The organism is Rhizobium sp. AB2/73 (genome assembly GCF_020871915.1).
Lineage (GTDB): Bacteria > Pseudomonadota > Alphaproteobacteria > Rhizobiales > Rhizobiaceae > Rhizobium > Rhizobium dioscoreae.
In genome coordinates, this window is sequence record NZ_CP067071.1 from 732,274 (window position 1) to 758,711 (window position 26,438).

The 26,438-nt window shown below is 60.6% G+C and carries 27 protein-coding genes; 10 read left to right on the forward strand and 17 right to left on the reverse strand.

The features are described 5' to 3' along the window. The first annotated feature begins 143 nt into the window (after positions 1 to 143). Complete coding sequence (locus tag I8E17_RS03700) at positions 144 to 1,511, forward strand: aspartate aminotransferase family protein (protein WP_069616112.1); 1,368 nt, start codon at positions 144 to 146, stop codon at positions 1,509 to 1,511. Here the strand turns inward: I8E17_RS03700 and I8E17_RS03705 are convergent, their stop codons facing one another. Both I8E17_RS03705 and I8E17_RS03710 read right to left on the reverse strand, forming a co-directional pair. Then, the gene (locus I8E17_RS03705) at positions 1,512 to 2,132 is read right to left on the reverse strand and encodes an NUDIX hydrolase (protein WP_229002073.1); all 621 of its coding nucleotides are present in this window, start codon (positions 2,130 to 2,132) and stop codon (positions 1,512 to 1,514) included. A 50-nt stretch (positions 2,133 to 2,182) separates the two neighbouring features. Then, positions 2,183 to 3,202 carry a glycosyltransferase family 2 protein gene (locus tag I8E17_RS03710; RefSeq protein WP_069616313.1) on the reverse strand — a complete coding sequence of 340 codons (1,020 nt, stop codon included), beginning with the start codon at positions 3,200 to 3,202 and terminating at the stop codon, positions 2,183 to 2,185. A 96-nt stretch (positions 3,203 to 3,298) separates the two neighbouring features. Here I8E17_RS03710 and I8E17_RS03715 point away from each other — a divergent pair, with 96 nt between their 5' ends. After that, a complete protein-coding gene (locus I8E17_RS03715; protein ID WP_069616113.1) occupies positions 3,299 to 4,267 on the forward strand; it encodes a lysylphosphatidylglycerol synthase domain-containing protein in 969 nt (322 codons plus the stop codon). A 16-nt stretch (positions 4,268 to 4,283) separates the two neighbouring features. Here I8E17_RS03715 and I8E17_RS03720 read toward each other — a convergent pair whose 3' ends face one another. Genes I8E17_RS03720 through I8E17_RS03735 form a run of 4 tightly spaced genes read right to left on the reverse strand, consistent with a single transcriptional unit; the run spans position 4,284 to position 6,665 of the window. After that, positions 4,284 to 5,528, reverse strand: a complete 1,245-nt coding sequence (locus I8E17_RS03720) for an RNA polymerase sigma factor (protein ID WP_162750894.1) — start codon at positions 5,526 to 5,528, stop codon at positions 4,284 to 4,286. Positions 5,529 to 5,539: 11 nt separating this feature from the next. Further along, positions 5,540 to 5,917, reverse strand: a complete 378-nt coding sequence (locus I8E17_RS03725; RefSeq protein ID WP_069616115.1) for a YciI family protein — start codon at positions 5,915 to 5,917, stop codon at positions 5,540 to 5,542. A 15-nt stretch (positions 5,918 to 5,932) separates the two neighbouring features. After that, positions 5,933 to 6,295 carry a YciI family protein gene (locus I8E17_RS03730; RefSeq protein ID WP_112724392.1) on the reverse strand — a complete coding sequence of 121 codons (363 nt, stop codon included), beginning with the start codon at positions 6,293 to 6,295 and terminating at the stop codon, positions 5,933 to 5,935. Between the two features lie 10 nt (positions 6,296 to 6,305). Then, on the reverse strand, positions 6,306 to 6,665 hold the full coding sequence (locus tag I8E17_RS03735) for a YciI family protein (protein WP_069616116.1): 360 nt from the start codon (positions 6,663 to 6,665) through the stop codon (positions 6,306 to 6,308). 155 nt (positions 6,666 to 6,820) lie between these two features. Here I8E17_RS03735 and I8E17_RS03740 point away from each other — a divergent pair, with 155 nt between their 5' ends. Continuing rightward, positions 6,821 to 7,051, forward strand: a complete 231-nt coding sequence (locus I8E17_RS03740; protein ID WP_069616117.1) for a hypothetical protein — start codon at positions 6,821 to 6,823, stop codon at positions 7,049 to 7,051. 16 nt (positions 7,052 to 7,067) lie between these two features. On the opposite strand, the gene I8E17_RS03745 is transcribed toward I8E17_RS03740, so the two are convergent. The 3 genes from I8E17_RS03745 to I8E17_RS03755 all read right to left on the reverse strand — a co-directional run bounded on the left by I8E17_RS03745 (position 7,068) and on the right by I8E17_RS03755 (position 9,407). Further along, positions 7,068 to 8,570 carry an AMP nucleosidase gene (locus tag I8E17_RS03745; RefSeq protein WP_069616118.1) on the reverse strand — a complete coding sequence of 501 codons (1,503 nt, stop codon included), beginning with the start codon at positions 8,568 to 8,570 and terminating at the stop codon, positions 7,068 to 7,070. 119 nt (positions 8,571 to 8,689) lie between these two features. Continuing rightward, entirely contained in the window at positions 8,690 to 8,866 is a 177-nt protein-coding gene (locus I8E17_RS03750) for a hypothetical protein (protein ID WP_173002492.1), read from the reverse strand. A gap of 202 nt (positions 8,867 to 9,068) precedes the next feature. Beyond that, positions 9,069 to 9,407: a DUF2147 domain-containing protein gene (locus I8E17_RS03755; protein ID WP_069616119.1), complete on the reverse strand. Its 339-nt coding sequence runs from the start codon at positions 9,405 to 9,407 to the stop codon at positions 9,069 to 9,071. Positions 9,408 to 9,868: 461 nt separating this feature from the next. Between I8E17_RS03755 and I8E17_RS03760 the strand changes: the two genes are divergently transcribed. Continuing rightward, the gene (locus I8E17_RS03760; protein ID WP_015339268.1) at positions 9,869 to 10,132 is read left to right on the forward strand and encodes a sel1 repeat family protein; all 264 of its coding nucleotides are present in this window, start codon (positions 9,869 to 9,871) and stop codon (positions 10,130 to 10,132) included. A 130-nt stretch (positions 10,133 to 10,262) separates the two neighbouring features. On the opposite strand, the gene I8E17_RS03765 is transcribed toward I8E17_RS03760, so the two are convergent. Continuing rightward, on the reverse strand, positions 10,263 to 11,375 hold the full coding sequence (locus I8E17_RS03765) for a pyridoxal phosphate-dependent aminotransferase (protein ID WP_113366346.1): 1,113 nt from the start codon (positions 11,373 to 11,375) through the stop codon (positions 10,263 to 10,265). 177 nt (positions 11,376 to 11,552) lie between these two features. Between I8E17_RS03765 and I8E17_RS03770 the strand changes: the two genes are divergently transcribed. Then, on the forward strand, positions 11,553 to 12,152 hold the full coding sequence (locus I8E17_RS03770; protein ID WP_069616315.1) for a phosphoribosylglycinamide formyltransferase: 600 nt from the start codon (positions 11,553 to 11,555) through the stop codon (positions 12,150 to 12,152). Between the two features lie 121 nt (positions 12,153 to 12,273). Here I8E17_RS03770 and I8E17_RS03775 read toward each other — a convergent pair whose 3' ends face one another. Beyond that, on the reverse strand, positions 12,274 to 13,026 hold the full coding sequence (locus I8E17_RS03775) for an SDR family oxidoreductase (RefSeq protein ID WP_069616121.1): 753 nt from the start codon (positions 13,024 to 13,026) through the stop codon (positions 12,274 to 12,276). A gap of 97 nt (positions 13,027 to 13,123) precedes the next feature. On the opposite strand from I8E17_RS03775, the gene I8E17_RS03780 reads away from it, so the two are divergent. Further along, entirely contained in the window at positions 13,124 to 14,032 is a 909-nt protein-coding gene (locus I8E17_RS03780; RefSeq protein WP_069616122.1) for an AraC family transcriptional regulator, read from the forward strand. Between the two features lie 16 nt (positions 14,033 to 14,048). On the opposite strand, the gene I8E17_RS03785 is transcribed toward I8E17_RS03780, so the two are convergent. Then, complete coding sequence (locus tag I8E17_RS03785; protein ID WP_173002491.1) at positions 14,049 to 14,447, reverse strand: PilZ domain-containing protein; 399 nt, start codon at positions 14,445 to 14,447, stop codon at positions 14,049 to 14,051. Between the two features lie 310 nt (positions 14,448 to 14,757). Here I8E17_RS03785 and I8E17_RS03790 point away from each other — a divergent pair, with 310 nt between their 5' ends. Both I8E17_RS03790 and I8E17_RS03795 read left to right on the forward strand, forming a co-directional pair. Beyond that, the gene (locus I8E17_RS03790; protein ID WP_069616124.1) at positions 14,758 to 15,192 is read left to right on the forward strand and encodes a glyoxalase superfamily protein; all 435 of its coding nucleotides are present in this window, start codon (positions 14,758 to 14,760) and stop codon (positions 15,190 to 15,192) included. A 64-nt stretch (positions 15,193 to 15,256) separates the two neighbouring features. Continuing rightward, complete coding sequence (locus I8E17_RS03795; protein ID WP_069616125.1) at positions 15,257 to 16,624, forward strand: MATE family efflux transporter; 1,368 nt, start codon at positions 15,257 to 15,259, stop codon at positions 16,622 to 16,624. A gap of 220 nt (positions 16,625 to 16,844) precedes the next feature. Here the strand turns inward: I8E17_RS03795 and iolB are convergent, their stop codons facing one another. The 5 genes from iolB to I8E17_RS03820 all read right to left on the reverse strand — a co-directional run bounded on the left by iolB (position 16,845) and on the right by I8E17_RS03820 (position 23,659). After that, complete coding sequence (gene iolB, locus I8E17_RS03800) at positions 16,845 to 17,642, reverse strand: 5-deoxy-glucuronate isomerase (protein ID WP_069616126.1); 798 nt, start codon at positions 17,640 to 17,642, stop codon at positions 16,845 to 16,847. Between the two features lie 172 nt (positions 17,643 to 17,814). Continuing rightward, the gene (iolE, locus tag I8E17_RS03805; RefSeq protein WP_069616127.1) at positions 17,815 to 18,732 is read right to left on the reverse strand and encodes a myo-inosose-2 dehydratase; all 918 of its coding nucleotides are present in this window, start codon (positions 18,730 to 18,732) and stop codon (positions 17,815 to 17,817) included. Positions 18,733 to 18,796: 64 nt separating this feature from the next. After that, the gene (iolD, locus tag I8E17_RS03810; protein WP_069616128.1) at positions 18,797 to 20,647 is read right to left on the reverse strand and encodes a 3D-(3,5/4)-trihydroxycyclohexane-1,2-dione acylhydrolase (decyclizing); all 1,851 of its coding nucleotides are present in this window, start codon (positions 20,645 to 20,647) and stop codon (positions 18,797 to 18,799) included. Between the two features lie 25 nt (positions 20,648 to 20,672). Beyond that, a complete protein-coding gene (gene iolC / locus I8E17_RS03815; protein ID WP_069616129.1) occupies positions 20,673 to 22,607 on the reverse strand; it encodes a 5-dehydro-2-deoxygluconokinase in 1,935 nt (644 codons plus the stop codon). A gap of 179 nt (positions 22,608 to 22,786) precedes the next feature. After that, entirely contained in the window at positions 22,787 to 23,659 is an 873-nt protein-coding gene (locus I8E17_RS03820; RefSeq protein ID WP_069616130.1) for a MurR/RpiR family transcriptional regulator, read from the reverse strand. A 233-nt stretch (positions 23,660 to 23,892) separates the two neighbouring features. Between I8E17_RS03820 and I8E17_RS03825 the strand changes: the two genes are divergently transcribed. Together I8E17_RS03825 and I8E17_RS03830 are read left to right on the forward strand one after the other, a co-directional pair. Then, positions 23,893 to 25,011: a Gfo/Idh/MocA family oxidoreductase gene (locus tag I8E17_RS03825; protein WP_219510985.1), complete on the forward strand. Its 1,119-nt coding sequence runs from the start codon at positions 23,893 to 23,895 to the stop codon at positions 25,009 to 25,011. A 143-nt stretch (positions 25,012 to 25,154) separates the two neighbouring features. Further along, positions 25,155 to 26,372 carry an FAD-dependent oxidoreductase gene (locus tag I8E17_RS03830; protein ID WP_069616132.1) on the forward strand — a complete coding sequence of 406 codons (1,218 nt, stop codon included), beginning with the start codon at positions 25,155 to 25,157 and terminating at the stop codon, positions 26,370 to 26,372. Positions 26,373 to 26,438: the final 66 nt, after the last annotated feature.

Consider the following 26,438-nt stretch of genomic DNA (forward strand, 5'->3'; position numbering starts at 1 on the left):
ATGCTCACGGCATGGTCGTAAACCAAGATAGCTTTCAGTCAAGTGTGGCTGCGTAGCGGTTTCGTGCCTTGGGCCAGGCACATCGTCGCGGCGTTGGCCGACTTGCCTGGTGGGCGCCAATTCAAAGAGGGTTTGAATAAGCCATGTCCGATACATCCACCCGCTCCAATCTCGCCGCCCTCGATGCCGCCCATCACCTCCATCCCTTCGCGGATATGCGCAAGCTCAATGCCGAAGGTGCCCGCGTCATCCAGCGCGGTGAGGGCGTCTATATTTTCGATGCGGAAGGGCGGAAGTATCTGGATGGCTTCGCCGGTCTCTGGTGCGTGAACATCGGCTACGGCCGCACCGAAATCGCCGATGCCGTCGCCAGGCAGATGAACGAGCTGCCCTATTACAATACCTTCTTCGGCACCACCACGACACCCGCGACGCTGCTTGCCGAAAAGGTCTGCGCCCATGCCGGGCCGCAGTTCAACCATGTCTTCTTCACCAATTCCGGCTCCGAGGCCAATGACACCTGGTTCCGCATGGCGAGGGTCTATTGGGCTGCCGTGGGCAAGCCGACGAAGAAGACCATCATTGCCCGCAAGAACGGCTATCACGGCTCGACGGTCGCTGGCGCCAGCATGGGCGGCATGAAATACATGCACGAGCAGGGCGATCTGCCGATCCCAGGCGTCGTTCATATCGGCCAGCCCTATTGGTATGCCGAGGGCGGCGATCTCTCGCCGGAGGAATTCGGCCTCAAGGTCGCACGCGATCTAGAAGCCAAGATCGATGAGCTGGGTGAGGACAATGTCGCAGCCTTTGTCGCCGAGCCGGTTCAGGGTGCCGGCGGTGTCATCATCCCGCCGTCGACCTATTGGCCCGAGATTGCCCGCATCTGCAAGGCAAGGAACATCCTGCTCGTCTGCGATGAAGTGATCTGCGGCTTCGGTCGTCTCGGCGCATGGTTCGGCCATCAGCATTTCGGTGTCGAGCCTGCCCTCGCGCCGATCGCCAAGGGGCTGTCTTCAGGCTACCTGCCGATCGGCGGCGTGCTGGTCAGCGACCGTATCGCCGATGTGCTGATCAACGAAGTCGGCGAATTCAATCACGGCTTCACCTATTCCGGCCACCCGGTTTGCGCTGCCGCCGCTCTCGAAAATCTGCGGATCATCGAAGAAGAAAAGCTGATCGAGCGCGTGCGCGACGATATCGGCCCTTACTTCGCCAAGGCTTGGGGCAGCCTCGCCGATCACGACATGGTCGGCGAGGCAGTCAGCATTGGCCTCATGGGCGGCCTGCAGCTCGCCGCCGACAAATCCACCCGCCGCCGCTTCGAAAAGCCGGATGCAATCGGCTCCGCCGTTCGCAACCATGCTTTGGCGAACGGCCTGGTGCTGCGCGCCACCGGCGACCGCATGCTGGCTTCGCCCCCGCTCGTCATCAGCCACGAGGAAGTGGATGTCATGGTGCGCATCGCGCGCGGCGCGCTCGATGCCGTCTGGGCGGAAGTGAAGTCTTAACTAGAGCTTGCCTGATGGCGCAGGCACGTCCCATTTGCCTGCCTGGTGAAGGGCAAGGGTCAGTGCCGCAACATGGATGACCTGGATCATCTTGCCTTCCAGTGCCAGTTCGATCGCCTGCCGGATCGGCATGCGGATCAGGCGAATGCGCTCGGTCGGGTCGTCCGCCGGCCTGGTGGTAAGCTCGACATTGCGGGCGATGACGATATGCGCGAGGTTGGTATGTGTCGCCGGATTGGGCGCGAGCTTGCCGACATAGTCCCAATCGGTAGAGGAGAGTCCTGTTTCTTCTCTCAATTCGCGCGCGGCCGCCTTGACCGGGCTTGTATCGCTCGCATCCATCGCTCCGCCGGGGAGCTCGAGCGCCACGACGCCGAGCCCGTGACGATACTGCTGGACGAGATAGATGTGATCCTCGGCATCGAGCGCGATGATCTCGACCCAATCGGGATATTCCAATACGTAGTAGGGCGCAATTTCCACGCCCTCCGCCGTCACGCAGTTGTCGGCGCGAACCTTCAGCCAGCGATCATGAACCAGATGCGTTGAGCTCGTCGTCTGCCAGGGCGGGAGATCCACCGTGTCCGACACCAAGGTTACGATATCGTCTTTCTGGCTCACGCGTGGCTCAGTCCCTGTTTCAGATAGACCCATACACAGGCAAAGGATGCCTAGGCATCTTGATGATCTCGGTCGAAGATCTTGCGCACGATATAGTTCGGCGAAAGGTCATCGCGATAATAGATGCGGGCAATCATTTCAGCGAGGATGCCTGTCGTGATCATCTGCACCGATGATAGCAGCAGCACAACACCGACCATCAGCAGCGGGCGGCTGCCGATATCATCGCCGAAGATGAACTTGTCGATGAAGAGCCAGAGCAGGATCAGGCCGGCAAGCGCGCCGAGGCCGAGGCCGAGCGAGCCGAAGAAATGCCCCGGCCGCGCCTTGTAGCGCATGAAGAACATCACCGAGAGCAGATCGAGGATGACGCGGAAGGTGCGCGAGATCCCGTATTTCGAGGTGCCGTGCTGGCGGGCATGGTGGGTAACCGGAACTTCGCCGATCCGCGAGCTTGGTACGACGCCGGCGACCCAGGCGGGGATGAAGCGATGCATTTCGCCCATCAGCTTCACCTGCTTGATGATGGAGGAGCGATAGATCTTCAGGCTGCAGCCGTAATCGTGCAGCTTGACGCCGGTGATGCGGCCGATCAGGTAGTTGGCGCACCAGGAGGGGATTTTGCGCAGCAGCAGGCCGTCCTGGCGGTTCTTGCGCCAGCCGACGAGCAGGTCGAGCTGCCGCCGCTCCAGTTCCTCGACCATGGAAGGAATGTCCTTCGGATCGTTCTGCAGGTCGCCGTCCATGGTGGCGATGAGGCGGCCGTTCGCTGCATCGATGCCGGCCTGCATGGCGGCCGTCTGGCCGAAATTGCGCTGAAGCTCGACGATGCGCAGCGTCAGCCCTTCCTGCGAAAGCGACCGGCGCGCATTGACGAGCGTCGCGTCCGTGCTGCCGTCATCGACCAGGATCAGTTCCCAGGATTTGGGAAATCCTGCCATGGCGGAACAGATGCGCTCGATCAGCGGTCCGACGCTTTCTTCCTCGTTGAAGACGGGCACGACCAGCGAAAGCTCGAGAGGGCTTACCGGATCGGCCTGGGGGAGGGTCGACTCTGCCGTTGTCTGCAACACTTCTTTCTCCTAAAAGACCGGCAGTACCTGCCGGACGGAACGAGCGAAAAGTCCGGTTTCAGCCTTCCGCTCGCATTTGGGTGCCCTAACTACATGAAGACTCCGACGGTTGCCAGCCGACAGAATTGGTTTATTCGCAACCGAATGACGCTGCTGACGCTCGCGGTCGTCCTTGCCTACGCTGCCTTCATCGAATGGTTTTGGGGCTGGAGCTCGATCCTGGCGCAATGGAGCAAGGTCGGCGCGCTGCCGATCCTTCTGGCGCTGGCGCTTCTGACAAGCACCTATTTCCTGCGCACATGGCGCATCTACGATTATTTCCCGAAGGAAACTTCGGGCCGTTTTGCGGCGCTGTTTCGCGTGACGCAGGTTCATAATCTGCTGAATATCATGATGCCGTTCCGAACGGGGGAAACCAGCTTCCCGGTGCTGATGCGCTCCGAATTCGGTATCCCGCTGGCCCGCGGCACCTCGGCGCTGTTCGTCATGCGGCTGCTCGACCTGCATGCGCTGCTGGCCGCGGCCGGCGTCGGCCTTGCGCTTGCTTCCCCCTATCATGTCCTGGCCTGGATCGTATGGGCGGCTTTCCTGCTGCTGCCGGTCGCGGGTTTCGCTTCCCGGCGACCGCTAATCCGCCTTGCCGCCCGCGTCCTGCCGAAGAAGGCGCAGGGGCTGGTGCATGAGCTGGAGCGCGGTCTGCCGGTTGATGCCAGCGCCTTTGGCCGCGCCTGGTTGACGACCATCGTCAATTGGCTGGTGAAGGTCGTGGTGCTCGCCTGGGCACTCGGCCTCATGAACGTCACGCCGCTTTCGGCAAGCTTCGGTGGCGCGCTCGGCGGCGAACTATCCTCAGTCCTGCCCGTGCATGCACCCGGAGGTGTGGGCACCTATCCGGCCGGCATTACCGCCGGTGCCGTGGCCTTTGGTGCTTCGAGTGCAAAAGAGGCAATCGAAAATCTCGCGCAGGCCAGCATCAATGCTCACCTCCTGATCGTGGTATCGGCGCTAACAGGAACCGCGATCGGATTGCTGGTCTCACGCAAGCGCGCAACTGCGCCCTGAAAGATCACGACGCGCTTTAATGCCGGGTCGTCTTATCTTCAAGCTCGGCCAATCGCCTGCGCAAGAAGGCCTGCTCCGGCGCCTGCTGACAGAGCGATAGCGCTGTTAGGTAGGATTGCCGCGCCTCGTCCGTCCGGCCAAGCTGGCGCAGGAAATCCGCCTTCGCGGCATGGGTGAGATGATACCGTGCCATACGCTCCTCCCGCAACAGCCCGTCGACGATGGACAGTGCCGTCGCAGGCCCGTCGCGCATGGAGATGGCCACCGCCCGATTGAGCTCGATCACAGGGGATGGGCTTGCGATCAGCAGCAGGTCGTAAAGTGTCACCAACTGCCGCCAGTCGGTGTCGTCGGCGGTTACGGCGCGCGCATGTTCCGCCGCGATCGCGGCCTGCAGGGCATAGCTGCCGACGCTCTCCGCTGACATGGCTCGCGCCGACAGCTGCAGGCCCTCGCGTATCTGGCCATGATCCCACAGTGCACGATCCTGATCGACGAGCAGAACGAGATCGCCGGAGGTATCGGTACGCGCATGCCGCCGCGAATCCTGCAGCAGCATGATTGCCAGTAGCCCCTCGACTTCCGAATCCGGCAATAGCTGCAGCAAAAGCCTGCCGAGCCGTATGGCCTCCGCGGCCAGATCGGCGCGCACGATCGCAGAGCCGGAGGAGGCCGAGTAGCCCTCGTTGAAAACGAGGTAGATGACATGCAGCACCTGCGCCAGCCGCTCCGGCAGTTCGGTCTTGTCAGGCACCTCATAGGGAATGTTGGCGGTGCGTATGCGGTTCTTGGCGCGGACGATGCGCTGGGCGACTGTCGGGGCCGGAATCAGAAAGGCATGGGCGATCTCTTCCGTGGTCAGCCCGCACACCTCCCGCAGCGCCATCGCCATCCGCGCCTCGGCAGGAATAAGCGGATGGCAGCAGGTGAAGATCAGCCGCAGCATGTCGTCCTCGATCTCTTGATGTTCGGCGATCTCCATCGCCTCTCCCTCCGGATAAAGGCTCTCGGCGATATCGGAGCGGGCGGTGTCAAAACGCGCCCGCCGCCTGATATGGTCGATGGCGCGAAAGCGTCCGGCGGAAACGAGCCAGGCATAGGGATTGGCTGGGATCGTCTCTTCCGTCCATTGCTGCGCCGCCGCCGCGAAGGCATCGTGGAGCGCTTCCTCGGCCCGGTCGAAATCGCCAAGCAGGCGGATCAACGTTGCCAGCACGCGGCGCGAGTGGCTGCGATAGATGCTTTCGAGGGTTTGGTTCAGCGACATGGATGTCAGGATGTCTCCGCCAGGTCTCCCTGTAGCGTCAAGATACGCACAGGGCGGATTTCGACGGCGCCGTAACGCGCCGAGGGAATGCGCTTGGCGATCCCGACTGCTTCCTCAAGATCGGGAGCTTCGATGAGGTAGAAGCCGGCCAGATGCTCCTTCGTCTCCACGAACGGCCCATCCGTTACCGAAAATGTGTCGCCGTCCGGACGGATGACGATCGATTTGTCTCGAAGCGCCAGCGCATCGGAAACGATCATGGTGCCGTCCCGCCGCAAGCCCTCGTCGAAGACGAAATGCTCGGCGATCAGATGGTTCATCTCGTTCGGCGTCAATCGTCCGTCGACATCGACTGTTGTGTAGATCAGGCATAGAAACCGCATATATTTCCCTCGCTTCTATTCGTTCGGAAAGCGGATATCGTAGGCGGCGCGGACCTCGATCATGCCGTAACGGGCGACGGGGAAGGTGGCGGCGATCGCGGTCGCCTCCTCCATGTCCCGGGCCTCGATCAGAACGAAGCCGCCGAGATGCTCTTTCATTTCAGTGAAAGGGCCGTCCGTCACGGCGGTTTCGCCCCTGCGTACCCGAATCGTCCTTGCGGTCTCCGGTTCGCGTAGGGCATTGGCGACGATGAGGTGCCCGCTCTCGCGCAGCCGGTTGTCGCTATCGATCGAATCCTGGGTCAGCTTGCGCCCTTCCTCCTCGGAAAGCTTGGCGATCTCCGCGCTCTCGAACCATACCTGGCAAAGAAATTTCATCGTTGCCTCCTCAAGCATCCGGGCCGAAATTATAGATCGGCCGTACCTCAATCGCGCCCAGCTTGGCGAGCGGAATGCCGGCGGCAATCCGGATCGCATCGTTCAGGTCCTTGGCCTCGATCAGAATGAAGCCGCCAAGATATTCCTTGGTTTCTATGAAAGGGCCGTCGGTGACCGCCGTCTCGCCATTGCGGACCCGCACCGTCACCGCAGATCTTGGCGATTGCAGCGCTTCGGCATGGATCATATTGCCGCTCGCCATCAGGTCACGGTCATAGCCGAGCGAATCTGAATCGAGCTTGTGCTTCTCATCCTTGGTCATGAGGTCGAGCCTCGTGCCATCGAACCAGACCTGGCAGAGATATTTCATCGCAGCGTCTCCTCTTCAATTTGCTGACAGCCATAGACGAGCGGCCGCCAAGCAAATCGACATCCCGATCCACAGCATGACAAAAATTTTCGATGCTGTCGAAAAAGCCGGGGCCTGGTCGACCAGTTCCGTCATCTCAAAAAGGAGAAACGGACATGTACAACCTCGAAGCAGCTCTCATCTACCACTGGCAGAAGAAGACCCTGTCGGACGAAGAGATCTTTCAAATGTCAAATCCCGGCGAAGTGATTGCTCGCACGGCAATCGGATTTGCCATTTTTGCCGTAATGATCCTTGGACTGAATTTGTGGGCAGCGCCAAACGACGAACGGCCGCAAGTCGCGGCCGCTTACCAGGCGCAGTCGTTGTCTTTAGATGGGCAATAGGGCGAAACCCTGTTGCTTACTGAAATGCAGTTTCGAAGAAGCTGCGCAGCTTGCGCGAATGCAGCGCTTCCGGCGGCATGGCGGCCAGCTTCTGGATGGCGCGGATGCCGATCTGCAAATGCTGATTGACCTGCGTGCGGTAGAAGGCGGTTGCCATGCCCGGCAGCTTCAATTCGCCATGCAGCGGCTTGTCGGAAACGCAGAGCAGCGTACCGTAGGGAACGCGGAAGCGGAAACCGTTGGCGGCGATCGTGGCCGATTCCATATCGAGCGCGACAGCGCGGGCCTGCGACAGCCGCTTCACCGGGCCTGCCTGATCGCGCAGCTCCCAGTTGCGGTTGTCGATGGTGCCGACCGTGCCCGTGCGCATGATGCGCTTCAGCTCGAAGCCTTCATAGCCGGTGATTTCGGCAACGGCCGCCTCAAGCGCCACCTGCACTTCGGCGAGAGCCGGGATCGGCACCCAGACCGGCAGGTCGTCATCGAGAACGTGGTCCTCGCGCATATAGGCATGGGCGAGCACGTAGTCGCCGAGCCGCTGGCTGTTGCGCAGGCCGGCGCAGTGGCCGAGCATCAGCCAGGCATGCGGGCGCAGCACGGCCACGTGGTCGGTGATTGTCTTGGCGTTGGAAGGGCCGACGCCGATATTGATCATGGTGATCCCTGCATGGCCCTTCTTCTTCAGATGGTAGGCCGGCATCTGCGGCAGCCGCGGCGCGGTCACATCGCCTTCGGGCTGGCTGGAGCCAGCCTTCGTGATGATGTTGCCCGGTTCGACGAACTCGGTATAGCCGTCGCCGCCGCTTGCCATAAGCTCCCGCGCCCATTTGCAGAACTCGTCGATATAGAACTGGTAGTTCGTGAACAGCACGAAATTCTGGAAATGCGCCGCACTCGTCGCCGTGTAGTGAACGAGGCGAGCCAGCGAATAATCGATGCGCTGCGCGGTGAAGGGAGCAAGCGGTGAGGGCTCGCCCGGCGGCGGGATATATTCGCCGTTGGCGATTTCGTCGTCCGTGGTGTTCAAGTCCGGTGTGTCGAAGAGGTCGCGTAGCGGAATGTCTTCGAAAATGCTCGCGGTTGCTTCCACATGAGCGCCTTCACCGAAGGCGAAATGGATCGGGATGGGCGTCGTCGATTCCGATACGACGACCGGAACATTGTGGCTGCGCATCAGCAGCGCCAGCTGTTCCTTGAGATAATGCTTGAAGAGCTGCGGGCGGGTGATCGTCGTCGTGTAGACGCCGGGCGCCGTCACGTGGCCATAGGAAAGACGCGAGTCGACATGGCCGAAGCTCGTCGTTTCGATGCTGACCTGCGGATAGAAAGCGCGATAGCGCGCGGTGATCGGCGCGCCCTTGGCAAGCTTGGTGAAATTGTCGATCAGGAACGCGGTGTTGCGATCGTAAAGCTCCGTCAGCGCTTCCACGGCCTTGCCCGAATCATCGAAGGTCCGCGGCTGGAACGGGCTGGGAGAGGAGATGTCGAGGGGTGAAAAGGGAGAGATTCTGTTGCTCATGCGCCATTATAGAGTGTCGTTGGTTACAAGCAAACGACGTTGCAACAGGCGGCTCGGTTTCTCGCAGCTATTTTTAGAGCCGGCCAAGGGCCTGCGCGAGGATCGCGCGCAGGCGTTCCTTATTGCACCGTCGTGCAATAAGGAGTGCCGGTTTGCACGCAGGTGAAGCTTGCCCCGAAGTGCGACTGCGCGCCGCTGCGGCCGCCATGCTCGACCGCAACCGAGAAGCTGAATGCAAAGATGGCGGCAAACAGCATGATAACAACGAAGCGCCGCGCGATGATGATCGAGTCCATGTCCTTGGCCTACCCGTGCCCTATACTGGACACCGTTTTGCCATGGTCATGCTGAACAGGTGCTGAGATACCGGTTCATCCAGCGTTCATAAATATTACCGGATTCGAATGGTCGAATGAATCTTCCGCAGGCAAATAAAAGCCGCCTTCCAACTGGGGCGGGCAGGCGCAATAGCGCTTTCTGAAATAAGCAGGAGCCGTCTTAAAGCTTTGTCCAGGTCTGCGACTTGCAGAATACCTTCAGCACGCAGCCTTGCATCTTGATCTTGTTGCCGTTGACCGTGCCGGACCCGCTATAGGTCTTGTCTTCGGAGGGGTCGGTCAATTCGCCCGTGTAACTGTTGCCCTTGCCCTGCATCTTGCCGATCTGCTTGCCGGCATATTTGCCTGTCTTCAGCGTCACGCAGTAGCTGTCGCCGCAGGGCGCGATGGCGGCTGTATCGCCAGCGACGGTCTTCCAGTTGCCGACGATCGGCTCTTCGGCAAAGGCCGCGTTCGCGCTCAACAGCATCGCGGCAGCAAGAATGGTGGCACGGATCATGTTCTTATTTCTCCCCGGTCGCCATCCGGCTCCATGGCCGGATACGCGGCGAGATTATCTAACGCGAACGTAAAGGTAAATATGATTTTCGGCGCACAAATCTCCGTCGCGCCGGACATCCAGGCCTTGGAAACATGACATCCAATTCAACTGCGCTCTTTTTGTGGTGAAGGAAGGGTTTAAATCCAAATCCTAACAGATGGTTAAACTCACGCGAAAATCCTTAATTTGCAAGGGAAGCGATGTTTAACAAAATCCCAAGTTTACCAAGCATTTGCACTTTGTTTGCATCGAATTAATCATGCATTTTAGGCGTTTTTTGAAAGCCGTCTGCGATAGTGAAGCCATCAAACGAGCGGGGCAAACCCGCCGGCCGGAAGAACCGGAAAGCCGCGGATGATGGCAAGGTTCGGACGGAAAACAGGGCAGATACGAACAGAAGTCAAACAGGGATAATAGCAATGGCACGCTTCGAAACGCCGATGTCTGGAAATGCCATGATGGGTGGTAACAGCGCCGATGCCCTTTGCGAACTGGGCGTGAACTACGCGACCGGCAGGGGCTGCAATGCAGACCTCGTTGCCGCCCACAAATGGTTGAATATCGCCGCCATCCGTGGCAGCGAGCGCGCCGCCGAGCTTCGCGCCGACGTCGCCGCGACTTTGACCAAGATGCAGCTCGCAGCCGCGCTGCGCGCCGCTCGCGAATGGATGACCACGCATTGAAGCGGGCCGCTAGCAGTAAGACTTCCTGACCTCTCAAGAGGGGATGTCGGCGGCTGACGGAGACGCCAGCCGAAATGATGAAAACCGCGACCGGCCGGGACAAGGCAGGCGCGGTTTCGTCGTTTTGAGCTTAACCGATCGCCTTCAGGACTTTCGGCAACGCCTCGGCCAAGAGATCGAGATCCTGCTTCGGGCCGACGCTGACGCGGATGCAGCGGTTGAGAGGCGCGACACCCGGCATGCGGATGAAGACGCCGTGCTGGATCAGCCCGTCGACGATCGCGCGGGCATAGGTGCCGTCGCGGCCGCAATCGATGGCGACGAAGTTAGCGGCGGAGGTGAGCGGCAGCAAGCCATTGTCGCGGGCGATGGTGCCGATCTCCTCGCGCGCGGCCCGGATCTTGCCGACCACTTCGGCAAGATAGGCCTGATCCTTCAGCGCGGCGAGCGCCGCCACGGTCGCAAGCCTGTTCATGCCGAAATGGTTGCGGATCTTGTCGAAGGTCAGCACCGTCTCGGGCGTGCCGATGACATAGCCGACGCGGGCGCCGGCAAGCCCATAGGCCTTGGAAAAGGTGCGGGTGCGCAAGACATTCGGCAAGTCGATCAGCGTGGAAACATCGGGCAGCGAGCTGGCAGGCGCGGTTTCGCTATAGGCTTCGTCGAGGACCAGCAGGCAATTGTCAGGCAATTCACGGGCAAAGGCGACGATCTTGTCGGCATTCCACCAGCTGCCCATCGGATTGTCGGGATTGGCGGAATAGACGAGCGGCGCGTTTTCGCGCTTCACTGCTTCGAGCAGCCCATCGAGGTCTTCGCGATCATCGACATAGGGCACGGTGACGAGGCGGCCGCCGAACCCTGCAACATGGAAATTGAAGGTGGGATAGCCGCCGAGCGAGGTAACGACGGGTGTACCCGGCTCGATGACCATGCGCGCGATCAGGCCGAGCAGACTGTCGATGCCTTCGCCGACGGCGATATTGGCCGGCTGGACGCCGAGATGTGCCGCCAGCGCCTGCTTCAGCTCGAAATTTTCCGGATCGTTATACATCCAGATATCGCCGGCGTTTTCGCGCATGGCCGCAATGACGGAGGGCGCCGGCCCGAAGCCGTTCTCATTGGCGCCGATACGGGCTTTGACCGTCAGCCCGCGCTGACGCTCCAGCGCCTCGGGGCCGACGAAAGGAACCGTGGAGGGAAGGGCGCTGATCAGCGGCGTGAAGCGCGAGAAGGCGGACATGCTGGCTTTGTTTCCTGAATTCGGTTGCTGGGTGCGGCAGAATAGGCGCTTGGCGGGTGGTTGCAAGGTGGAAAGACGCGGCCTTCGGATTGCGTCGTCGCAATCATTGAAAATTCTCGTCAGTTGTCATTAAAGGGAGTCTCGGTCGTCGCGATAGCATCGATTAACGAGGCCCTTATGAATAAGCTCGCAATAGCGTTCCTTGCATCCAACAATGGAACCTCATTTCGGACGATCAACGAGGCCATTCGAGCGAACACGATGAACGCTGTCGCCGTTGTGCTGATCAGCAATAGGGCTTCGTCCTCGGCGTTAGTCTATGCTGACGCCAACGGTATTCCCTCGTTTCATATTCCAACGAAGGACAGGGAAGCTGATGCGGACAAACAGCTTCGCGACACGCTAATCGCTTATGGCGCTGAAATCGTTGTCTTATCTGGCTATCTCAAGAAACTTGGCCCGCTTGCGCTAGCCGCTTTTGAGGGGCGAATATTGAATGTTCATCCGGGGCTGCTACCCAAATACGGTGGATTGGGGATGTACGGGCGAAGAGTTCACCAAGCCGTGCTCGACAATCGAGAGACGGAAACAGGCGCAACAATCCACCTCGTAGACGGAGAGTATGACCACGGAAGAACTGTGGTCACAACGACTGTTCAAATCCATCCCGACGATAGCGTAGTTTCGCTGGAACAACGGGTCATGGCTGCGGAATGCAACCTTTTCACCGATCTCATACGCCGCATATCAATGGGCGAACTGCGCCTGCCGTTATAGAACGGCGCAAAGGGCCGAACGCAGCCGCCGGTCCGCGCTCCCGGGGCCGATGGCTGCGTGTTCCCTCTAATGCACGGTCGAGTCGGGACGGCAGCAGCTTTTTGGCTGCCACCGATTCCGGTTACAAACCTGCCTCAGCCATCCAGAGTTCAGCATCCGCGCCGCCCGGAATTCGCAGCGGGGCGGATGGATCGGTGGCTGCCCGCCACACTGCCTTCGCTACGTCGGGAGCATAGGTCACAGGGCCGGTGTCGTCCTGTACATTCTTTATGAATTGCTGGATCAAGGGCGCATAATCCGGATCGTCCAGACCACGCAAATGTGGACGCGCATTCTCCCCGAAGCGAGTTTCCGGCGACCGGCCTGGCAGGACAATATGCACCCGCACGCCAAATGGCTCCATCTCCACCGATAAGGACTCGGTGAAGGCGTTCACCGCTGCCTTGCTCGCCCGGTAGATCCCAATCACAGGCAGAGTCTTGACCGTCACCGTGGAGGTGACGTTGACGATGACTCCGGCCCGACGTTGACGCATCTGGGGCAATACGGCCTGAATCATCGCCAATGTGCCGATCGTATTTGTCTGGAACAGCGACTGCACCGTCTCCGGCGCAGTCAGCTCGATTGGTGAGGGCGCTCCGAAACCGGCATTGTTGACCAATACGTCTATCGGACCGGCAGCCTTCACGGCGTTCGCGATGCTTGCCGGATTGGTGACGTCGAGCGCGAGAATACGCATGCGTTGGGAAACCGGTAGCAGCTCGGGTTTGGGCGTGCGCATTGTCGCGATGACATCCCATCCTCGTTCAAAAAACAGTTTCGCGGTCTCCAGGCCGAAGCCAGACGAGCAACCAGTAATCAATATCGCGGACATGAGCCTCTCCAAACAAAAGGAATGATGCCATGGTAGTGACCGCGCGAGAGACTTTATATACGCTATAGTCTCCCTTTCTTTAGCGTTAGTCCTGATTATGGCCGTCGATCCCCTTGCCGAAATCGTCACACTGCTGCAGCCGGCCGCACGCTTTTCGAAGCTGGTGGAATGCGCCGGCGCCTGGCGAATTCATCGCGAGGCCACAGGCGGGCCATTCTACTGCGCAATCCTTGAGGGGCGTTGCCGTGTAACGTTTGGAGGACATCAGCCTTTCATCCTGCGAGCCGGCGATTTCGTGCTCGTGCCGGCCATGCGCGACCTCATCAACGAGAGTATCGACGCACCGGCCGGTCTGTCCGCCATGGTTCCAACGCAGCTGAGTGGCGGCCATTTCCGTGTCGGACGCCTCGAAGGGCCGGCGGATATGCGCATGCGCATAGGGCATTGCAGCTTCGGTGCGCCGGATGCGGCCTTGCTCGTTTCTCTCTTGCCTGATGTAGTTATCGTTCGTGACGAGCCTCGACTCGCGACGCTGATGCAATTGGTCGGTGAGGAAACGCGCGAGCGCCGGCCGGCACGCGAACTCGTGCTGGAACGGCTGCTGGAGGTGTTGTTGATCGAGGCATTGCGATCCGGCACGGAAACAACCGTCACGTCGAGCTTGAGTCGCGGCCTTGCCGATGAACGCCTAGCCGCAGCACTTCACGCGATGCATGCGCGTCCTTCCCATCCTTGGACTGTCGCGGATCTTGCGACCGAAGCGGCACTGTCCCGATCGGCTTTCTTTGCGCGTTTCAGCCGCGTCGTTGGCCTGCCGCCAATGGAATATCTATTGGCTTGGCGCATGGCTCTTGCAAAGCAGCTATTGCGCAGCCGCGAATTGCGGATGGATCAGGTAGCTGAACGCGTTGGCTACGGATCGGCAAGCACTTTCAGCGTTGCATTTGCGCGATACACAGGTATGCCGCCTGCACGATATGCCCGCGGAGACGTGCGAAGCGATTGAGGATGTGAAGCCGAATTTATACCGGCCGCCTCTTGCCGCGCGCAGCCAGCGCTTCGACATTGCCGATCATGAAATCGGCGCGCACGACGCGGCGCAGCGTCTCCGGTTCGATCAGGTTGATGAAGCGGACATGGACGCGGTTGCCGTTGCGGCTCGTTTCAGCGCAGGCGATACGGTAGGCAAGACCGAGGATGTTCAGATAGTAGTGGGTCGGCAGGCCGACGGTCGTGGCGACGGTGAAGCTCGCGCCGCCGCGCGAAATGTCGGTAATCTCGGCGCTGCGTACGGAAATACCCGTCAGACAGGGACGAACCGCTACGAGGCGCGCGGGCCGCTGGACGTAGAACCGTTCCCAGCTGCGTTCGTAGACTTCGGATTTGACTTTCGCCAGATGGGTTGCGCGAAGCATTGTCATTCCCTGTTGAAGAACAGACCGAATTCATCTCGGTTACACTACGAACCTTGCACGGAGATTTTGCGGAAGCGTCAATTGCATTGGTAGAATTTTAACGGGTTCGTCTTTTGTGCCGATTTGGGCGCATCTTGACAGCGGGAGCGGCTTCGATCATACGGGGGCTTGGTTCGAGGCGCCTGCCGCTCGCGGATGAAAATCCAAGGTGAAGTCTTCGCTGTTTTAGGTCACAGCCATTCAGGGCATGCTGACTGACGGTAATGCGAGCTCCGTTTCACGGTCGTAAGTGCGTGCCTTAGCAAAGGCTGATCCTATGACGACGTATCCGTCCATAGATGAATTGAAGGCTCAGGCCCGGCGTCTGCGTCAGGCGATGGCCGAACGCGGCGACGACATGAGCCACTCGACGGCACTGGAACTCATCGCCAAGCAACACGGGCTGCGTGATTGGAACACGCTTTCGGCGCTTGCCGCAAAACCGAATGACGGGCCGGACGTGCCTTTCGATGTCGGTTCCGCCGTGCGCGGGCGCTATCTCAACAAGCCCTTCACGGGCAAGGTTTTGGCGATGTCGGCGAAGTCAGGCGGGCTCTACAAGATAACGATCCATTTCGACGAGCCGGTCGATGTGGTGGAATTCGAGAGCTTCTCGGCATTCCGTCAGCGCATCAATGCCCAGGTCGACGCCGATGGCATTTCGCCGCGCCGAACGTCGAACGGCATACCGCACCTCGTTCTCGACATCTGACTTCATCCTTCATCGCTAGACCATTATCTTCGCTGCTTGCGAGCGATTCCGTCCGGATACCATCATGGCGCACACCATCGAAAACAACATGTTCCTCAACGGCTGGCTGCCCGGCGTCTTTGCCAAAACAGCCGCGCCGATCATCGTCATCACCACGGTCAGCGGCCTTTTCGCCGTCGTCGACGCCTATTTCCTCGGCGTCTATGTCGGCGCCGACGCGCTATCCGCCGTCAGCCTCATCTTTCCCGCGCTCATGTTGCTGATTGCGCTGCAGACGCTGGTTTCGAACGGCATGGCGAGCATTCTCGCCCGCCGCCTCGGCGCCGGTGATCGCGAGGGCGCGAAGTCGGTATTCACCGGCGCCCACACGCTGGCACTTGCCGTCGTGGTCGTCATCAACCTCATCTACTGGCTCGCCGGCCGGCAGTTCATTGCCGTGGCTGCGGCGGGAAATGTCGATGTCGCCCGCAGCGCCGAGGCCTTCATGGGCATCATGGTCGCCTTCGCGCCGATCAGCTTCTTTCTTTCGATCCATCTCGATGGGCTGCGCTGCGAAGGAAAGCTCGGCTTCATGACGCTGGTGACGCTTACCTCGACGCTGCTCAACATCTTGGCAAACTGGCTGCTGATGGCCGTCTTTCAGCGGGGCGTGGTCGGCTCCGCCGGCGGCTCGATTCTGGCGCAATTCATCTGCCTGGCGATCGTTGTGATCTATCGCCTGCGTCGGCCGAACGGTCTTTGGGTCGACACGGCGCTGCATATTCGCGAGTGGCGCGGCATCTTTGTTTTCGGCGCGCCGATGAGCCTCGGCTTCATCGGCATTTCGCTAAGCTCGGCGGCCATCCTCTTCAACGTGTCGATCTGGCATCAGGGCGATTATGTTGCGACCGTTGGCGCCTACGGGATCGTCACGCGGGTGATGACCTTCGCCTATCTGCCGCTGCTGGGCTTGAGCATCGCTCTCCAGACAATATCGGGCCACAACCACGGCGCAGCGCTTCCGGCGCGCGTCGGTCATAGCGTCCTGATCGCCCTGATTTCGGCTCTGGTCTATTGCGCCGCCGTCGAACTCGTCGTCGAGCTGCTGGCAGGGCATCTGGCCTCGATCTTCGTCGCCGATCCCCTGATCGTCGCGGAAGTTGGCCGCATCCTGCCCTGGACGATCGGCGCCTATTTCCTCTTCGGTCAGGCGATCATCCTGTCGTCCTATTTCCAGTCGATCGGTGATGCGAAACGCGGCGCGATCTTCGGCCTGTCACGGTCCTATCTATTCACCCTGCCGCTGACATTCCTCCTGCCGCTCGTCTTCGGCGAGCGCGGGATCTGGATGACACCGATCTTTGCAGAAATGGGGATGATTCTGCTGACCTGGCTGGTGCTGTCGCGCAATGCCAGGGATCGGAAATGGCGCTACGGCTTGTTGCCCGCATGACATGAGAAAGGCCGCGCTTTCGGGCGCGGCCCTTTGTTTCCGGGAGCCTGTGGCCATCCTCGCCCTTCGAGGCTTCGCTCCTCAGGGTGAGGATGGGTACGCTTCTCGCTTGAGGCGAGCTCAGCGCGATGTCTTGCGCAAAAGATTAGCCCTCATGCTGAGGAGGTCCGAAGGGCGGTCTCGAAGCACGAGGGCGATGGTTGAGAACAGCGCCACCAGCTCAGGACTTCAGCAGCCATTCATGTTCCACGGCATTGTGGAACTTCCAGATGCGCTTCGGCCCGGCCATAACGTTCAGGTAATAGAGATCGTAGCCGTGGCAGGCAGCGCAAGGGTGATAACCCTTCGGCACCAGCGTCACGTCACCATCCTCCAGCACCATGACTTCGTCGAGCGACCGGTCGTCCGTATAGACGCGTTGGAAGCCGAAGCCCTGCGGCGGGTTCAAGCGATGGTAATAGGTCTCCTCCAGGAAGCTCTCGTTTGGGAGATCGTCCTGATCGTGCTTGTGCGGAGGGTAGGATGAGGTGTGCCCGCCGGGCGTAATCACTTCGACGACGAGCAGCGAATGGGCCGCGCCATCGTCTTCCGGCATGATGTTGTTCACGTAGCGGACGTTGGTGCCCTTGCCGCGCGTCAGCGCCGGATGCGTGCCCGGCGGAATGGCGCGGGCTTCATAGGAGCCGCCGCCCGGTGCCGAGCACACGGCCAGTTCCAGATCGGTCTCGGCGGTCACCGACCAGCTCGATCCGGCTGGAATATAGAGCGCGTGGGGCGCGCCCTCGAAAGGGCTCATGCGACCGCCGAGCGAGCCGAAATCCTTCGTACCCGCCTTGGCGCTGCCCTTGCCGCTGACCCAGACAAGGCAGACCTCGCGATCGCCCGTTTCGGCCGAGGCGGTTTCGCCCGGCTTCAAGCGGTGGAGATCGAAGCCGACATAGGTCCAGCCGGCGCTTTCGGGCGTGACATGAATGACGCGGCCATGAGAGCCGTCAGGCTTGACCTTGAGATTGGGCATGGGTCTGTTCCTCCATTGCTTGGAAAACGCCTCTTCATCCCTCGATGGGGCGAGGAGCGTTCATCTCTCGAGCAATTCCAGGAAAAGTGCGCAGCGGTTTTCCGTCCGGAATTGCGTAAAAACAAAGAGCTAGAGCGTTTTCGCGATTCGAAGAAAAGCGGAAGCGCTCAAGCTATCCCTTGGGAAAGCCTTCTGTTTCCACCGTGTAGCCTGCGGCCGTCATGACGCGCATCAGTTCGGCATAACCGATCTCGGCCATCTTCTGCGGCGGCGCCTTGCGCGGATCCTGTTCGGCCTCGACCACGAACCAGCCTTCATAGCCGTAATCGGCGAAACGCTGGACGATCGCGCCGAAATCGAGCGAGCCATCGCCCGGCACCGTGAAGGCGCCAAGCGCGACGGCATCAAGGAAGGACTGTCGGCTGCGGTCCAGCCCGTCGACGACGGACTTGCGGATATCCTTGACGTGAACATGATTGATGCGGGCATGGTGGTTGTCGATGGCGCGCAGCACGTCGCCGCCGGCAAAAGCCAGATGACCCGCATCGAGCAGCAGCGGAATGCCTTCGCCGGAGTAGCGCATGAAGGCATCAAGCTCCGGCTCGGTTTCGACGACGGCGGCCATATGGTGATGATAGGAGAGCGGCATGCCTTGCTCGGCGCACCATTCGCCGAATTCGGTGATGCGGCGGGCATAGGCCTTCATCTCGTCGTCGGAAAGACGCGGCTTGGTGGCGAGCGGCTTGGAGCGGTCGCCCTGGATGGAACGGCCGACCTCACCATAGACGATGCAAGGCGCATCGACAGCCTTGAACAGCTCGATCATCGGCGCGATGCGATCCTTGTTGGCGGCGAGCTCCTCATTGACGAGCGTACCGGAGAACCAGCCTCCACAGAGCGTCACGTCGGCGGCGCGCAGGATCGGCAGCATCTCATCGGGGTTGCTGGGGAAGCGCCGGCCCTGTTCCATGCCGGTGAAGCCCGCGCCGCGCGACTGGCGCAGGCATTCTTCCAGAGATACGTCGTCGCTGAGCTCCGGAAGATCGTCGTTCCACCAGGCGATGGGCGACATGCCGAGTTTGGCCTTCATCAATGGTCTCCTTGAAAAGCTATTGGAGGAGCCGAAGCTCCTCCAGAAAAATAACGGAAATGGATCAGCCGATGCGCTGGGCGGCGCGGGCTTGTTCGTAGGCGGCGCGAGCCTTGTTGACTTCGGCGCGCGGGCTGACTTCGGGAACAGCGACATCCCACCAGTGGCCGCCTTCATTCGTGGTGATCAGCGGGTCGGTGTCGATGACGATGACCGAGCTGCGGTCGTTCTTCTTCGATGCTTCGATGGCCTGTTCCAGCTCGGTGATGGACGAGACCTTTACGGCTATCGCGCCCATGCTGGCCGCATGCGCCCGGAAGTCGATCTCCGGCATCACCTCGTAGCGCGCATCCTTCAAGAGATTGTTGAAGTTCGCGCCGCCGGTCGCCATCTGCAGGCGGTTGATGCAGCCATAGCCGCGGTTATCGAGCAGGACGACGGTGATCTTCAGGCCGAGCATGACGGAGGTCGCCAGTTCCGAATTCAGCATCATGTAGGAGCCGTCGCCGACCATGACGACGACATCCTTCTCCGGGCGCGCCATCTTGACGCCGAGGCCGCCGGCAATCTCGTAGCCCATGCAGGAGAAGCCATATTCCATGTGATAGCTGCCGGGTGCGGTCGCCGGCCAGAGCTTGTGCAGCTCGCCGGGCAGGCCGCCGGCCGCGCAGACGAGGATGCTGTTTTCGCCACCGAGCGTGCGGGTGACGGCGCCGATGACCTGGGCGTCGGAGGGCAGGGCGGCATTGGTGGTCGCCATGGCCTTGGCGGCGGCTTCCATCCAGATCTGCTTTTCTTTCGTCGCCTTTTCGGCCAGCGATGCGGGCGCGCGCCAGCCGGTCAGGCCCGCGGAAAGCGCCTTCAGCCCTTCGCGCGCATCCGTCACCAGTGGGTGACTGTTGTGCTTCAGCGCATCATAGGCCGCGATATTGAGGCCGATCATGGCCAGCTTCTCGTTCTTGAACAAAGCCCAGGAGCCTGTGGTGAAATCCTGGCAGCGTGTGCCGACGGCGATCACCAGATCGGTCTCCTCGGCGATGGCATTGGCGGCCGAGGTGCCTGTTACGCCGACAGAGCCGAGCGCGAGTGGATGCGTCTCGTCGATGGCCGATTTACCGGCCTGCGTGACGACGACGGGAATATCATGGGCTTCGGCGAAAGCGGCGAGTTCCTTCGTCGCCTGCGAATAGAGCACGCCGCCACCGGCGAGAATGACGGGCTTTTCCGAGCGACGGATCAGCGAGATAGCGCTGGCGAGTTCGTCGGCATCCGGCTGCGGCCGACGCTGCGTCCAGACATGCTCTTCGAAGAAGCTTTCGGGATAATCATAGGCTTCGGCCTGCACATCCTGGCAGAGCGAAAGCGTCACCGGGCCGCAATCGAGGGGATCGGTCAGCACCTGCATGGCCCGCTTCAGCGCCGTTATGATCTGTTCCGGGCGGGTGATGCGGTCGAAATAGCGCGATACCGGGCGGAAGGCGTCGTTGGCCGAAACGGTGCCGTCGCCGAAATCCTCGATCTGCTGCAGCACCGGATCCGGAGCGCGATTGGCAAAGACGTCGCCGGGCAGGAAGAGAACGGGGATGCGGTTGACATGCGCAAGGCCGGCGGCCGTCACCATATTCAGCGCGCCGGGGCCGATGGAGGTGGTGCAGGCCATGAAGCGCTGACGAAAGTTCGCCTTGGCATAGGCGATGGCGGCATGGGCCATGCCCTGCTCATTGTGGGCACGGAAGGTGGGTAGCTCCTCGCGCACCTGATAGAGGGCCTCGCCGATGCCGGCGACATTGCCGTGACCGAAGATCGCCCAGACGCCACCGAAAATCGGCTGCTTCTGCCCGTCGATAATGGTCATCTGCTTCTTGAGGAAATGTGCGACGGCCTGTGCCATCGTCAATCGGATCGTCTTGCCCATCGGGCGCCTCCCAAATGCTAGATTCTCACAGACCGCGAGTCTTGAGCCACGCCGCCGTCAGTTGCCGGAAGCGGCCGGCCATGTCGGCAGTCGCTTCCTCGTCGTTCATGCCGCCCGAGAGCCACGCACGGGCCGCATCGGAGAAGATGGTCCGCCCAACGGCGAAGCCCTTGACCGAGGGAGCCGCCAGCGTCGCCTCGAAGCTGCGGATCAGTTCCTCCGCCGGCGCCTCCAGGCCGAGCAGGACGATACCACGGCACCATGGATCATTTTTGGCGATCACGGCATCGATTTTTTGCCAGGCAGTGGTCGATTCCTGCGGCTCCAGCTTCCACCAATCCGGCTTGATGCCGAGTGCATAGAGCTCTTCCATCGCCCTCGGAATCGTATCGTCGGTCAGCGGGCCGTTCTTGCTGGCGATGATCTCGATCAGCAGTTCGCGTCCTACCTTGCGCGCGGCCTCGAACAGGGTCCGCAGCTTCTCCTGCTGCTCCGCCTTCAATTCTTGCGGATCGTCCGGATGGTAGAAGCATAGGCATTTGATGCAATGATTGAGCGGCCATTCGACGAGCTGGGAGCCGATGTCCTGGCTGAATTCGAATTTCAGCGGCTTCGATCCCGGCAGTTCGACAGGGCGGCCGATCCAGGAGAAATTCTTTGTTGCCGCATCGAAGAAGGCGTCGCGCCCGAAGCGCTCGTCGATCAGCATGCCATAGCCGGGGCGGCCGTCGGCCACCCGAGCTGCCGCCTCGACGGCCAGCCGCTTGAAGGCGACGATCTTGTCATGGCCAATGCCCAGTTCATCGCAGACGCTGACGAGCTGCGAACGATGGTCGATCGCAAGCGCCATCAGCAGCGGAATTTCATCGGCGCGGCGGGTCGTCGCCCAATGAATATGGTTGATTGCCTCGTCCTTGCGCAGCGCCCTATGCTTGCTGCCCGTCTTCAGGAAGAAATCGAGCTCCGTCCAGGTCGGATACTCCGGCGAGCAGAGCAGGCGCGAGACGGCAAAGGCGCCGCAGGCATTCGCCCAAGTGGCACAGGTCTTCAAGGGCTCGCCGCGCAGATAGCCGCGCAGGAAGCCGGACATGAAGGCATCGCCCGCGCCGAGAACGTTGAAGACCTCGATCGGGAAACCCTGGCCGACGATGCCGGCTTCGAGGTCGTCCGAGATCGGGCCTTCATAGACGATGCAGCCCATGGCGCCGCGCTTCAGCACGATGACGGCCGAGGAGAGGCGGCGGATTTCCTTCAGGGCGCCCAGCACGTCGTCGGCGCCGGAGGCGATCATGATCTCTTCTTCCGTGCCGACGATCAGGTCGCAATCCGGCAGCGTCTCCTTCATTTTGGAGGACACGCGCTCCGACTTCACATAGCGCTCGAAGCCCTCGGCGTGGCCGGCGAGGCCCCAGAGGTTCGGCCGATAATCGATATCGAAGATCACCTTGCGGCCGTGTGCCTTGGCGATGCGGATCGCCTTGCGCTGTGCTGCTTCGGTATTGGGCTTGGAGAAATGCGTGCCGGAGACGAGAACGGCGCCCGAGGACTTAATGAAGTTCTCGTCGATATCGTCTTCATTCAGCGCCATGTCGGCGCAATCTGACCGATAGAAGATCATCGGCGAGACGCCTTCGGCCTCGACCGCCAGCAGCACCAGTGCCGTCAGGCGCTCCTTGTCCGTCTTGATCCCATCGATCGCCACACCTTCGCGCGCCGCCTGTTCGCGGATGAAGCGGCCCATCTGCTCGTCGCCGACACGGGTGATCAGACCGGATTTCAGGCCGAGCCGCGCCGTACCGATGGCGATATTGGCCGGGCAGCCGCCGACCGATTTGGCGAAAGAGGCGATGTCTTCGAGCTTCGAGCCGATCTGCTGACCATAAAGGTCGACGGAAGAGCGGCCGATGGTGATCACATCGAGTTTTGCGTCCGGCCCAGCGCCAGGATTGTCGTGTGCCATGATGTCCTCCCGTCGGAGCATGACCTCTTTTGCTTTTCAGCCTGCGCCGAGATCATGCGTTATTGAACGTGCCGGTGTTCGTTTCGTCCCGGTTGCTATGGATCTGACGACCATCTCCCGCGGCCGTGATCTTGGTTGTAGTGAAACATTGGTTCCGAGATTTTGTCAATTCGGAATATTTATTCCATTTTTGTTTTGTCCGCTTTTGTCGCAGCTTTTCGCCGGCGCTCGGCGACGGCGACAGGAAATGCCATGATCAGCGCCATCGAAGCCGATAAGGAGCGGAAACCGGCAAAATCGGCTTCCGCCACTTCAAACCAGTAGTCGGCGCAAGCGGTAAGCGGCGAAAAGGCCGAATCGGTAATGGCGATGACCGGGACATTGCGCGAGGCGAGATCCTGTGCCTGCGCCAGGCTATCGGCGGCATAGGGCGAAAAGCTCGCGGCGATGGCGGCGTCCTTCTCCGTTGCGAAGCGGGTGATCTCGCCGTCGATGCCGTTCGGCGAGGCGACGATCTGGTGACGAATGTTCAGCTTGGAGAAGGCATAGGTCATATGCGCCGTCAGCGGATAGGAGCGGCGCTTGGCGATGAGATAGATCGTTTCGGCCGCTGCAAGTACGTCGACGGCCTTGGCGAAGGTGTCGGTCTCGATGGTTGCCGCGAGTCTATTGACGGATTGGCTCGCAGCAGAGAGGAAGCCTGAGAGAATGCTGGCCTCTTCGTTTTCTATACCGGAGCGTTCGAGCGTTACCAGCCGCTCCTCATAGCTCAGCGTCCGGTCGCGCAGCCGTTCGCGGAAGATGCTCTGAAGATCGGAAAAGCCCTCATAGCCGAGGTGATGAGCAAGGCGCACCAGCGTGGAAGGCTGAACTTCGGCGGCCGTGGCGATGCTGGCCGTCGTGCCGAAAGCGATCTCATCGGGATTGCCGAGCGCAAAGGCGGCAACCTGCGCCAACCGCTTCGGCATGGCATTCTTGCGCTCTATGATGGTGCTGCGCAGGCTTTCGAAGTCGCGTGGTACCTTGGTCTGCGTCTCGATATTGTTGTCCATTCACCGTCCTTCAGCTCCCCCACCACCCTTAATGAAACAAATGTTCCATATTTCCAACGATACCGGATTTTGAATCGTTCGGCACGAATATTTTTAAGATCATGATTTTAAACGTGTAAATATGAACTCTTGCCTGCGGAAGAGATGCCGATGCCATGAGTGTGCTTGTCAAAACGGTCTAAATATTCCAAAAATCGCGCAACTTCGGGAGCGAATTTGAGGAGGAAGGGCAAATGAAGCCGTTGGGCGTTGGATTGATCGGCACCGGTTACATGGGCAAATGCCATGCGTTGGCCTGGAATGCGGTCAAAACCGTATTCGGTGATGTCGCGCGGCCGCGCCTGGTGCATCTTGCCGAAGCCAATGCCGATCTGGCAAAGGCGCGCGGCGACGAATTCGGCTTCGAAAAGGCAACGGCCGACTGGCGCGAGCTCATCGCAGACCCGGATGTCGACGTCGTCTCGGTCACGACCCCCAACCAGTTCCACCCGGAAATGGCGATCGCAGCCCTTGAAGCCGGCAAGCATGTCTGGTGCGAAAAGCCGATGGCGCCATCCTATGGCGATGCCGAACGCATGCTGGCTGCGGCCAAGGCCTCGGGCAAAGTCGCCATCCTCGGTTACAATTATATCCAGAACCCGGTGATGCGGCACATCAAGGCGCTGATCGCGGAAGGCGCGATCGGAGCGGTGAACCACATCCGCGTCGAGATGGACGAGGACTTCATGGCCGATCCGAACGGCCTGTTCTATTGGAAGAGCGAGCTTGCCTCCGGTTATGGCGCTCTCGATGATTTCGCCGTGCATCCGCTTTCGCTGCTCTGGTTCCTGTTCGGCCATGTGGAAGCTGTCATTACCGAAATGGTGAAGCCCTATGCCGAACGGCCGTTGAAGGATGGCGGCAGCCGCGCGGTCGAAAATCACGATCTTGCCAATGTGCTGATGCGGCTTGGCGGTGGCATTTCCGCGGTTCTCATGGCCAACCGCTCCGCCTGGGGCCGCAAGGGACGGATCGCGTTGCAGATCTTCGGCTCCAAGGGCTCGATCTCCTATGACCAGGAGCGGATGAACGAATTCGAGCTCTATCAGGCCGAGGGCAGGGACAGCGAACAGGGCTTCCGCAAGGTGCTGGCGGCACCCGCGCACAAGCCCTATGACCGCTTCATCCCGGCGCCCGGCCACGGCCTTGGCTTCAATGATCTGAAGATCATCGAATGCCGAGAGCTGATCCGCGCCATAGCGGGCGAAGCTGCGTCGGTTGTGGCTTTCAGGGATGGCTTGCGCATCGAAAAATCGGTACACGCCATGGCGCAATCTTTCCATGAACGCCGCTGGGTCGAAATATCAGGCTGAGCCTGTCGGCCTAATTTTCTCCCGATCCGGGGCGCAGGGTCAGCCGTGATTGACGCTTGCGGATGCAGGCGTTACCCCTGAAGTCCATAGGCAACCTTCCGCGCAACGCGGAGGAGCGCCATAATAACAATGGAGTACGGATCGTGACGGGCAGATTGGTCATTATCGGGGCCGGGCAGGCGGGTTTCGCGCTCGCTGCCAAATTGCGCGGGTTGGGTGATTCGCGGCCGATCACCATCGTCGGTGCTGAAGAGAATCTTCCCTATCAGCGACCGCCACTGACCAAGAAGTATCTGCTCGGCGAGATGACTTTTGATCGCCTGCTGTTCCGGCCCGAACATTGGTACACCGACAATAATGTCGAGATTCGGGTGTCCACCTGGGTCGAGCAGATCGATCGTGCCGCAAAGCAGATCGTCATGCAGGACGGCTCCAGGCTGGATTATGAGACGCTGGCGCTTGCGACGGGCTCGACGCCCCGCCGCCTGCCGCCCTCCGTCGGCGGCGCGCTCGAAGGCGTCTATCTCGCCCGCGACAAGCGCGATGCCGATCTTCTTGCCGGCGAGATGCGCCCCGGACGCCGGGTGCTCATCATCGGCGGCGGCTATATCGGGCTCGAGGCAGCCGCTGTCGCGCGCCATCGCGGCCTTGAGGTCACTCTCATCGAGATGGGCGACCGAATATTGCAGCGGGTGGCGGCCAAGGAAACGGCTGATATTTTCAGAGCCATTCATCAAAAGCACGACGTGGTCATTCGCGAGAAGACCGGCCTGAAGCAGCTCATCGGCCGCAACGGCCATGTCGCCGCCGCCGAATTGTCCGATGGATCTACCATCGATGTCGATTTCGTTGTCGTCGGCATCGGCGTTGCGCCCAATGATAGGCTTGCCAAAGAGGCCGGCCTTGAGGTCGGCAACGGCATCGTCGTCGATTCGTTTGCCCGCACCTCCGATCCCGCAATCTTCGCCATGGGGGATTGCGTGGAGTTGCCATGGGAGGGTGGCCGTATCAGGCTCGAATCCGTGCAGAACGCCGTCGACCAGGCGGAAGCCGCGGCGGGAATCATAGCCGGCAACGAGAAAGCCTACGATCCGAAGCCATGGTTCTGGTCGGATCAATATGACGTCAAGTTGCAGATCGCCGGTTTCAATATGGGTTACGACGAGACCCTTCTGCGTCCCGGCGCGCGCGAGGGTGCCGCTTCCGTCTGGTATTTCAAGCAGGGTCGTTTCGTAGCCGTCGACGCGATAAACGACGCAAAGGCTTATGTTACCGGCAAGAAGCTGCTGGAGACCGGCGCCAATCCGTCCAGGGAGGCTCTTGCCGACCCGGCTGCGGATTTGAAGCAGCTGCTGGTTTGATATAAATTCAGATCGGCCGGACCATGCTTCGGCCGGCAATCGCATGTTGCTGAATCATGGAAAGAA

Excerpts from the sequence above, each read along its gene's own strand:
- I8E17_RS03700 (WP_069616112.1), top strand. The coding sequence starts at position 144 with ATGTCCGATACATCCACCCGCTCCAATCTCGCCGCCCTCGATGCCGCC.
- I8E17_RS03715 (WP_069616113.1), top strand. The coding sequence starts at position 3,299 with ATGAAGACTCCGACGGTTGCCAGCCGACAGAATTGGTTTATTCGCAAC.
- I8E17_RS03725 (WP_069616115.1), bottom strand. The coding sequence starts at position 5,917 with ATGCGGTTTCTATGCCTGATCTACACAACAGTCGATGTCGACGGACGA.
- I8E17_RS03730 (WP_112724392.1), bottom strand. The coding sequence starts at position 6,295 with ATGAAATTTCTTTGCCAGGTATGGTTCGAGAGCGCGGAGATCGCCAAG.
- I8E17_RS03735 (WP_069616116.1), bottom strand. The coding sequence starts at position 6,665 with ATGAAATATCTCTGCCAGGTCTGGTTCGATGGCACGAGGCTCGACCTC.
- I8E17_RS03740 (WP_069616117.1), top strand. The coding sequence starts at position 6,821 with ATGTACAACCTCGAAGCAGCTCTCATCTACCACTGGCAGAAGAAGACC.
- I8E17_RS03745 (WP_069616118.1), bottom strand. The coding sequence starts at position 8,570 with ATGAGCAACAGAATCTCTCCCTTTTCACCCCTCGACATCTCCTCTCCC.
- I8E17_RS03750 (WP_173002492.1), bottom strand. The coding sequence starts at position 8,866 with ATGGACTCGATCATCATCGCGCGGCGCTTCGTTGTTATCATGCTGTTT.
- I8E17_RS03755 (WP_069616119.1), bottom strand. The coding sequence starts at position 9,407 with ATGATCCGTGCCACCATTCTTGCTGCCGCGATGCTGTTGAGCGCGAAC.
- I8E17_RS03760 (WP_015339268.1), top strand. The coding sequence starts at position 9,869 with ATGGCACGCTTCGAAACGCCGATGTCTGGAAATGCCATGATGGGTGGT.
- I8E17_RS03765 (WP_113366346.1), bottom strand. The coding sequence starts at position 11,375 with ATGTCCGCCTTCTCGCGCTTCACGCCGCTGATCAGCGCCCTTCCCTCC.
- I8E17_RS03770 (WP_069616315.1), top strand. The coding sequence starts at position 11,553 with ATGAATAAGCTCGCAATAGCGTTCCTTGCATCCAACAATGGAACCTCA.
- I8E17_RS03775 (WP_069616121.1), bottom strand. The coding sequence starts at position 13,026 with ATGTCCGCGATATTGATTACTGGTTGCTCGTCTGGCTTCGGCCTGGAG.
- I8E17_RS03780 (WP_069616122.1), top strand. The coding sequence starts at position 13,124 with ATGGCCGTCGATCCCCTTGCCGAAATCGTCACACTGCTGCAGCCGGCC.
- I8E17_RS03785 (WP_173002491.1), bottom strand. The coding sequence starts at position 14,447 with ATGACAATGCTTCGCGCAACCCATCTGGCGAAAGTCAAATCCGAAGTC.
- I8E17_RS03790 (WP_069616124.1), top strand. The coding sequence starts at position 14,758 with ATGACGACGTATCCGTCCATAGATGAATTGAAGGCTCAGGCCCGGCGT.
- I8E17_RS03795 (WP_069616125.1), top strand. The coding sequence starts at position 15,257 with ATGGCGCACACCATCGAAAACAACATGTTCCTCAACGGCTGGCTGCCC.
- iolB (WP_069616126.1), bottom strand. The coding sequence starts at position 17,642 with ATGCCCAATCTCAAGGTCAAGCCTGACGGCTCTCATGGCCGCGTCATT.
- iolE (WP_069616127.1), bottom strand. The coding sequence starts at position 18,732 with ATGAAGGCCAAACTCGGCATGTCGCCCATCGCCTGGTGGAACGACGAT.
- iolD (WP_069616128.1), bottom strand. The coding sequence starts at position 20,647 with ATGGGCAAGACGATCCGATTGACGATGGCACAGGCCGTCGCACATTTC.
- iolC (WP_069616129.1), bottom strand. The coding sequence starts at position 22,607 with ATGGCACACGACAATCCTGGCGCTGGGCCGGACGCAAAACTCGATGTG.
- I8E17_RS03820 (WP_069616130.1), bottom strand. The coding sequence starts at position 23,659 with ATGGACAACAATATCGAGACGCAGACCAAGGTACCACGCGACTTCGAA.
- I8E17_RS03825 (WP_219510985.1), top strand. The coding sequence starts at position 23,893 with ATGAAGCCGTTGGGCGTTGGATTGATCGGCACCGGTTACATGGGCAAA.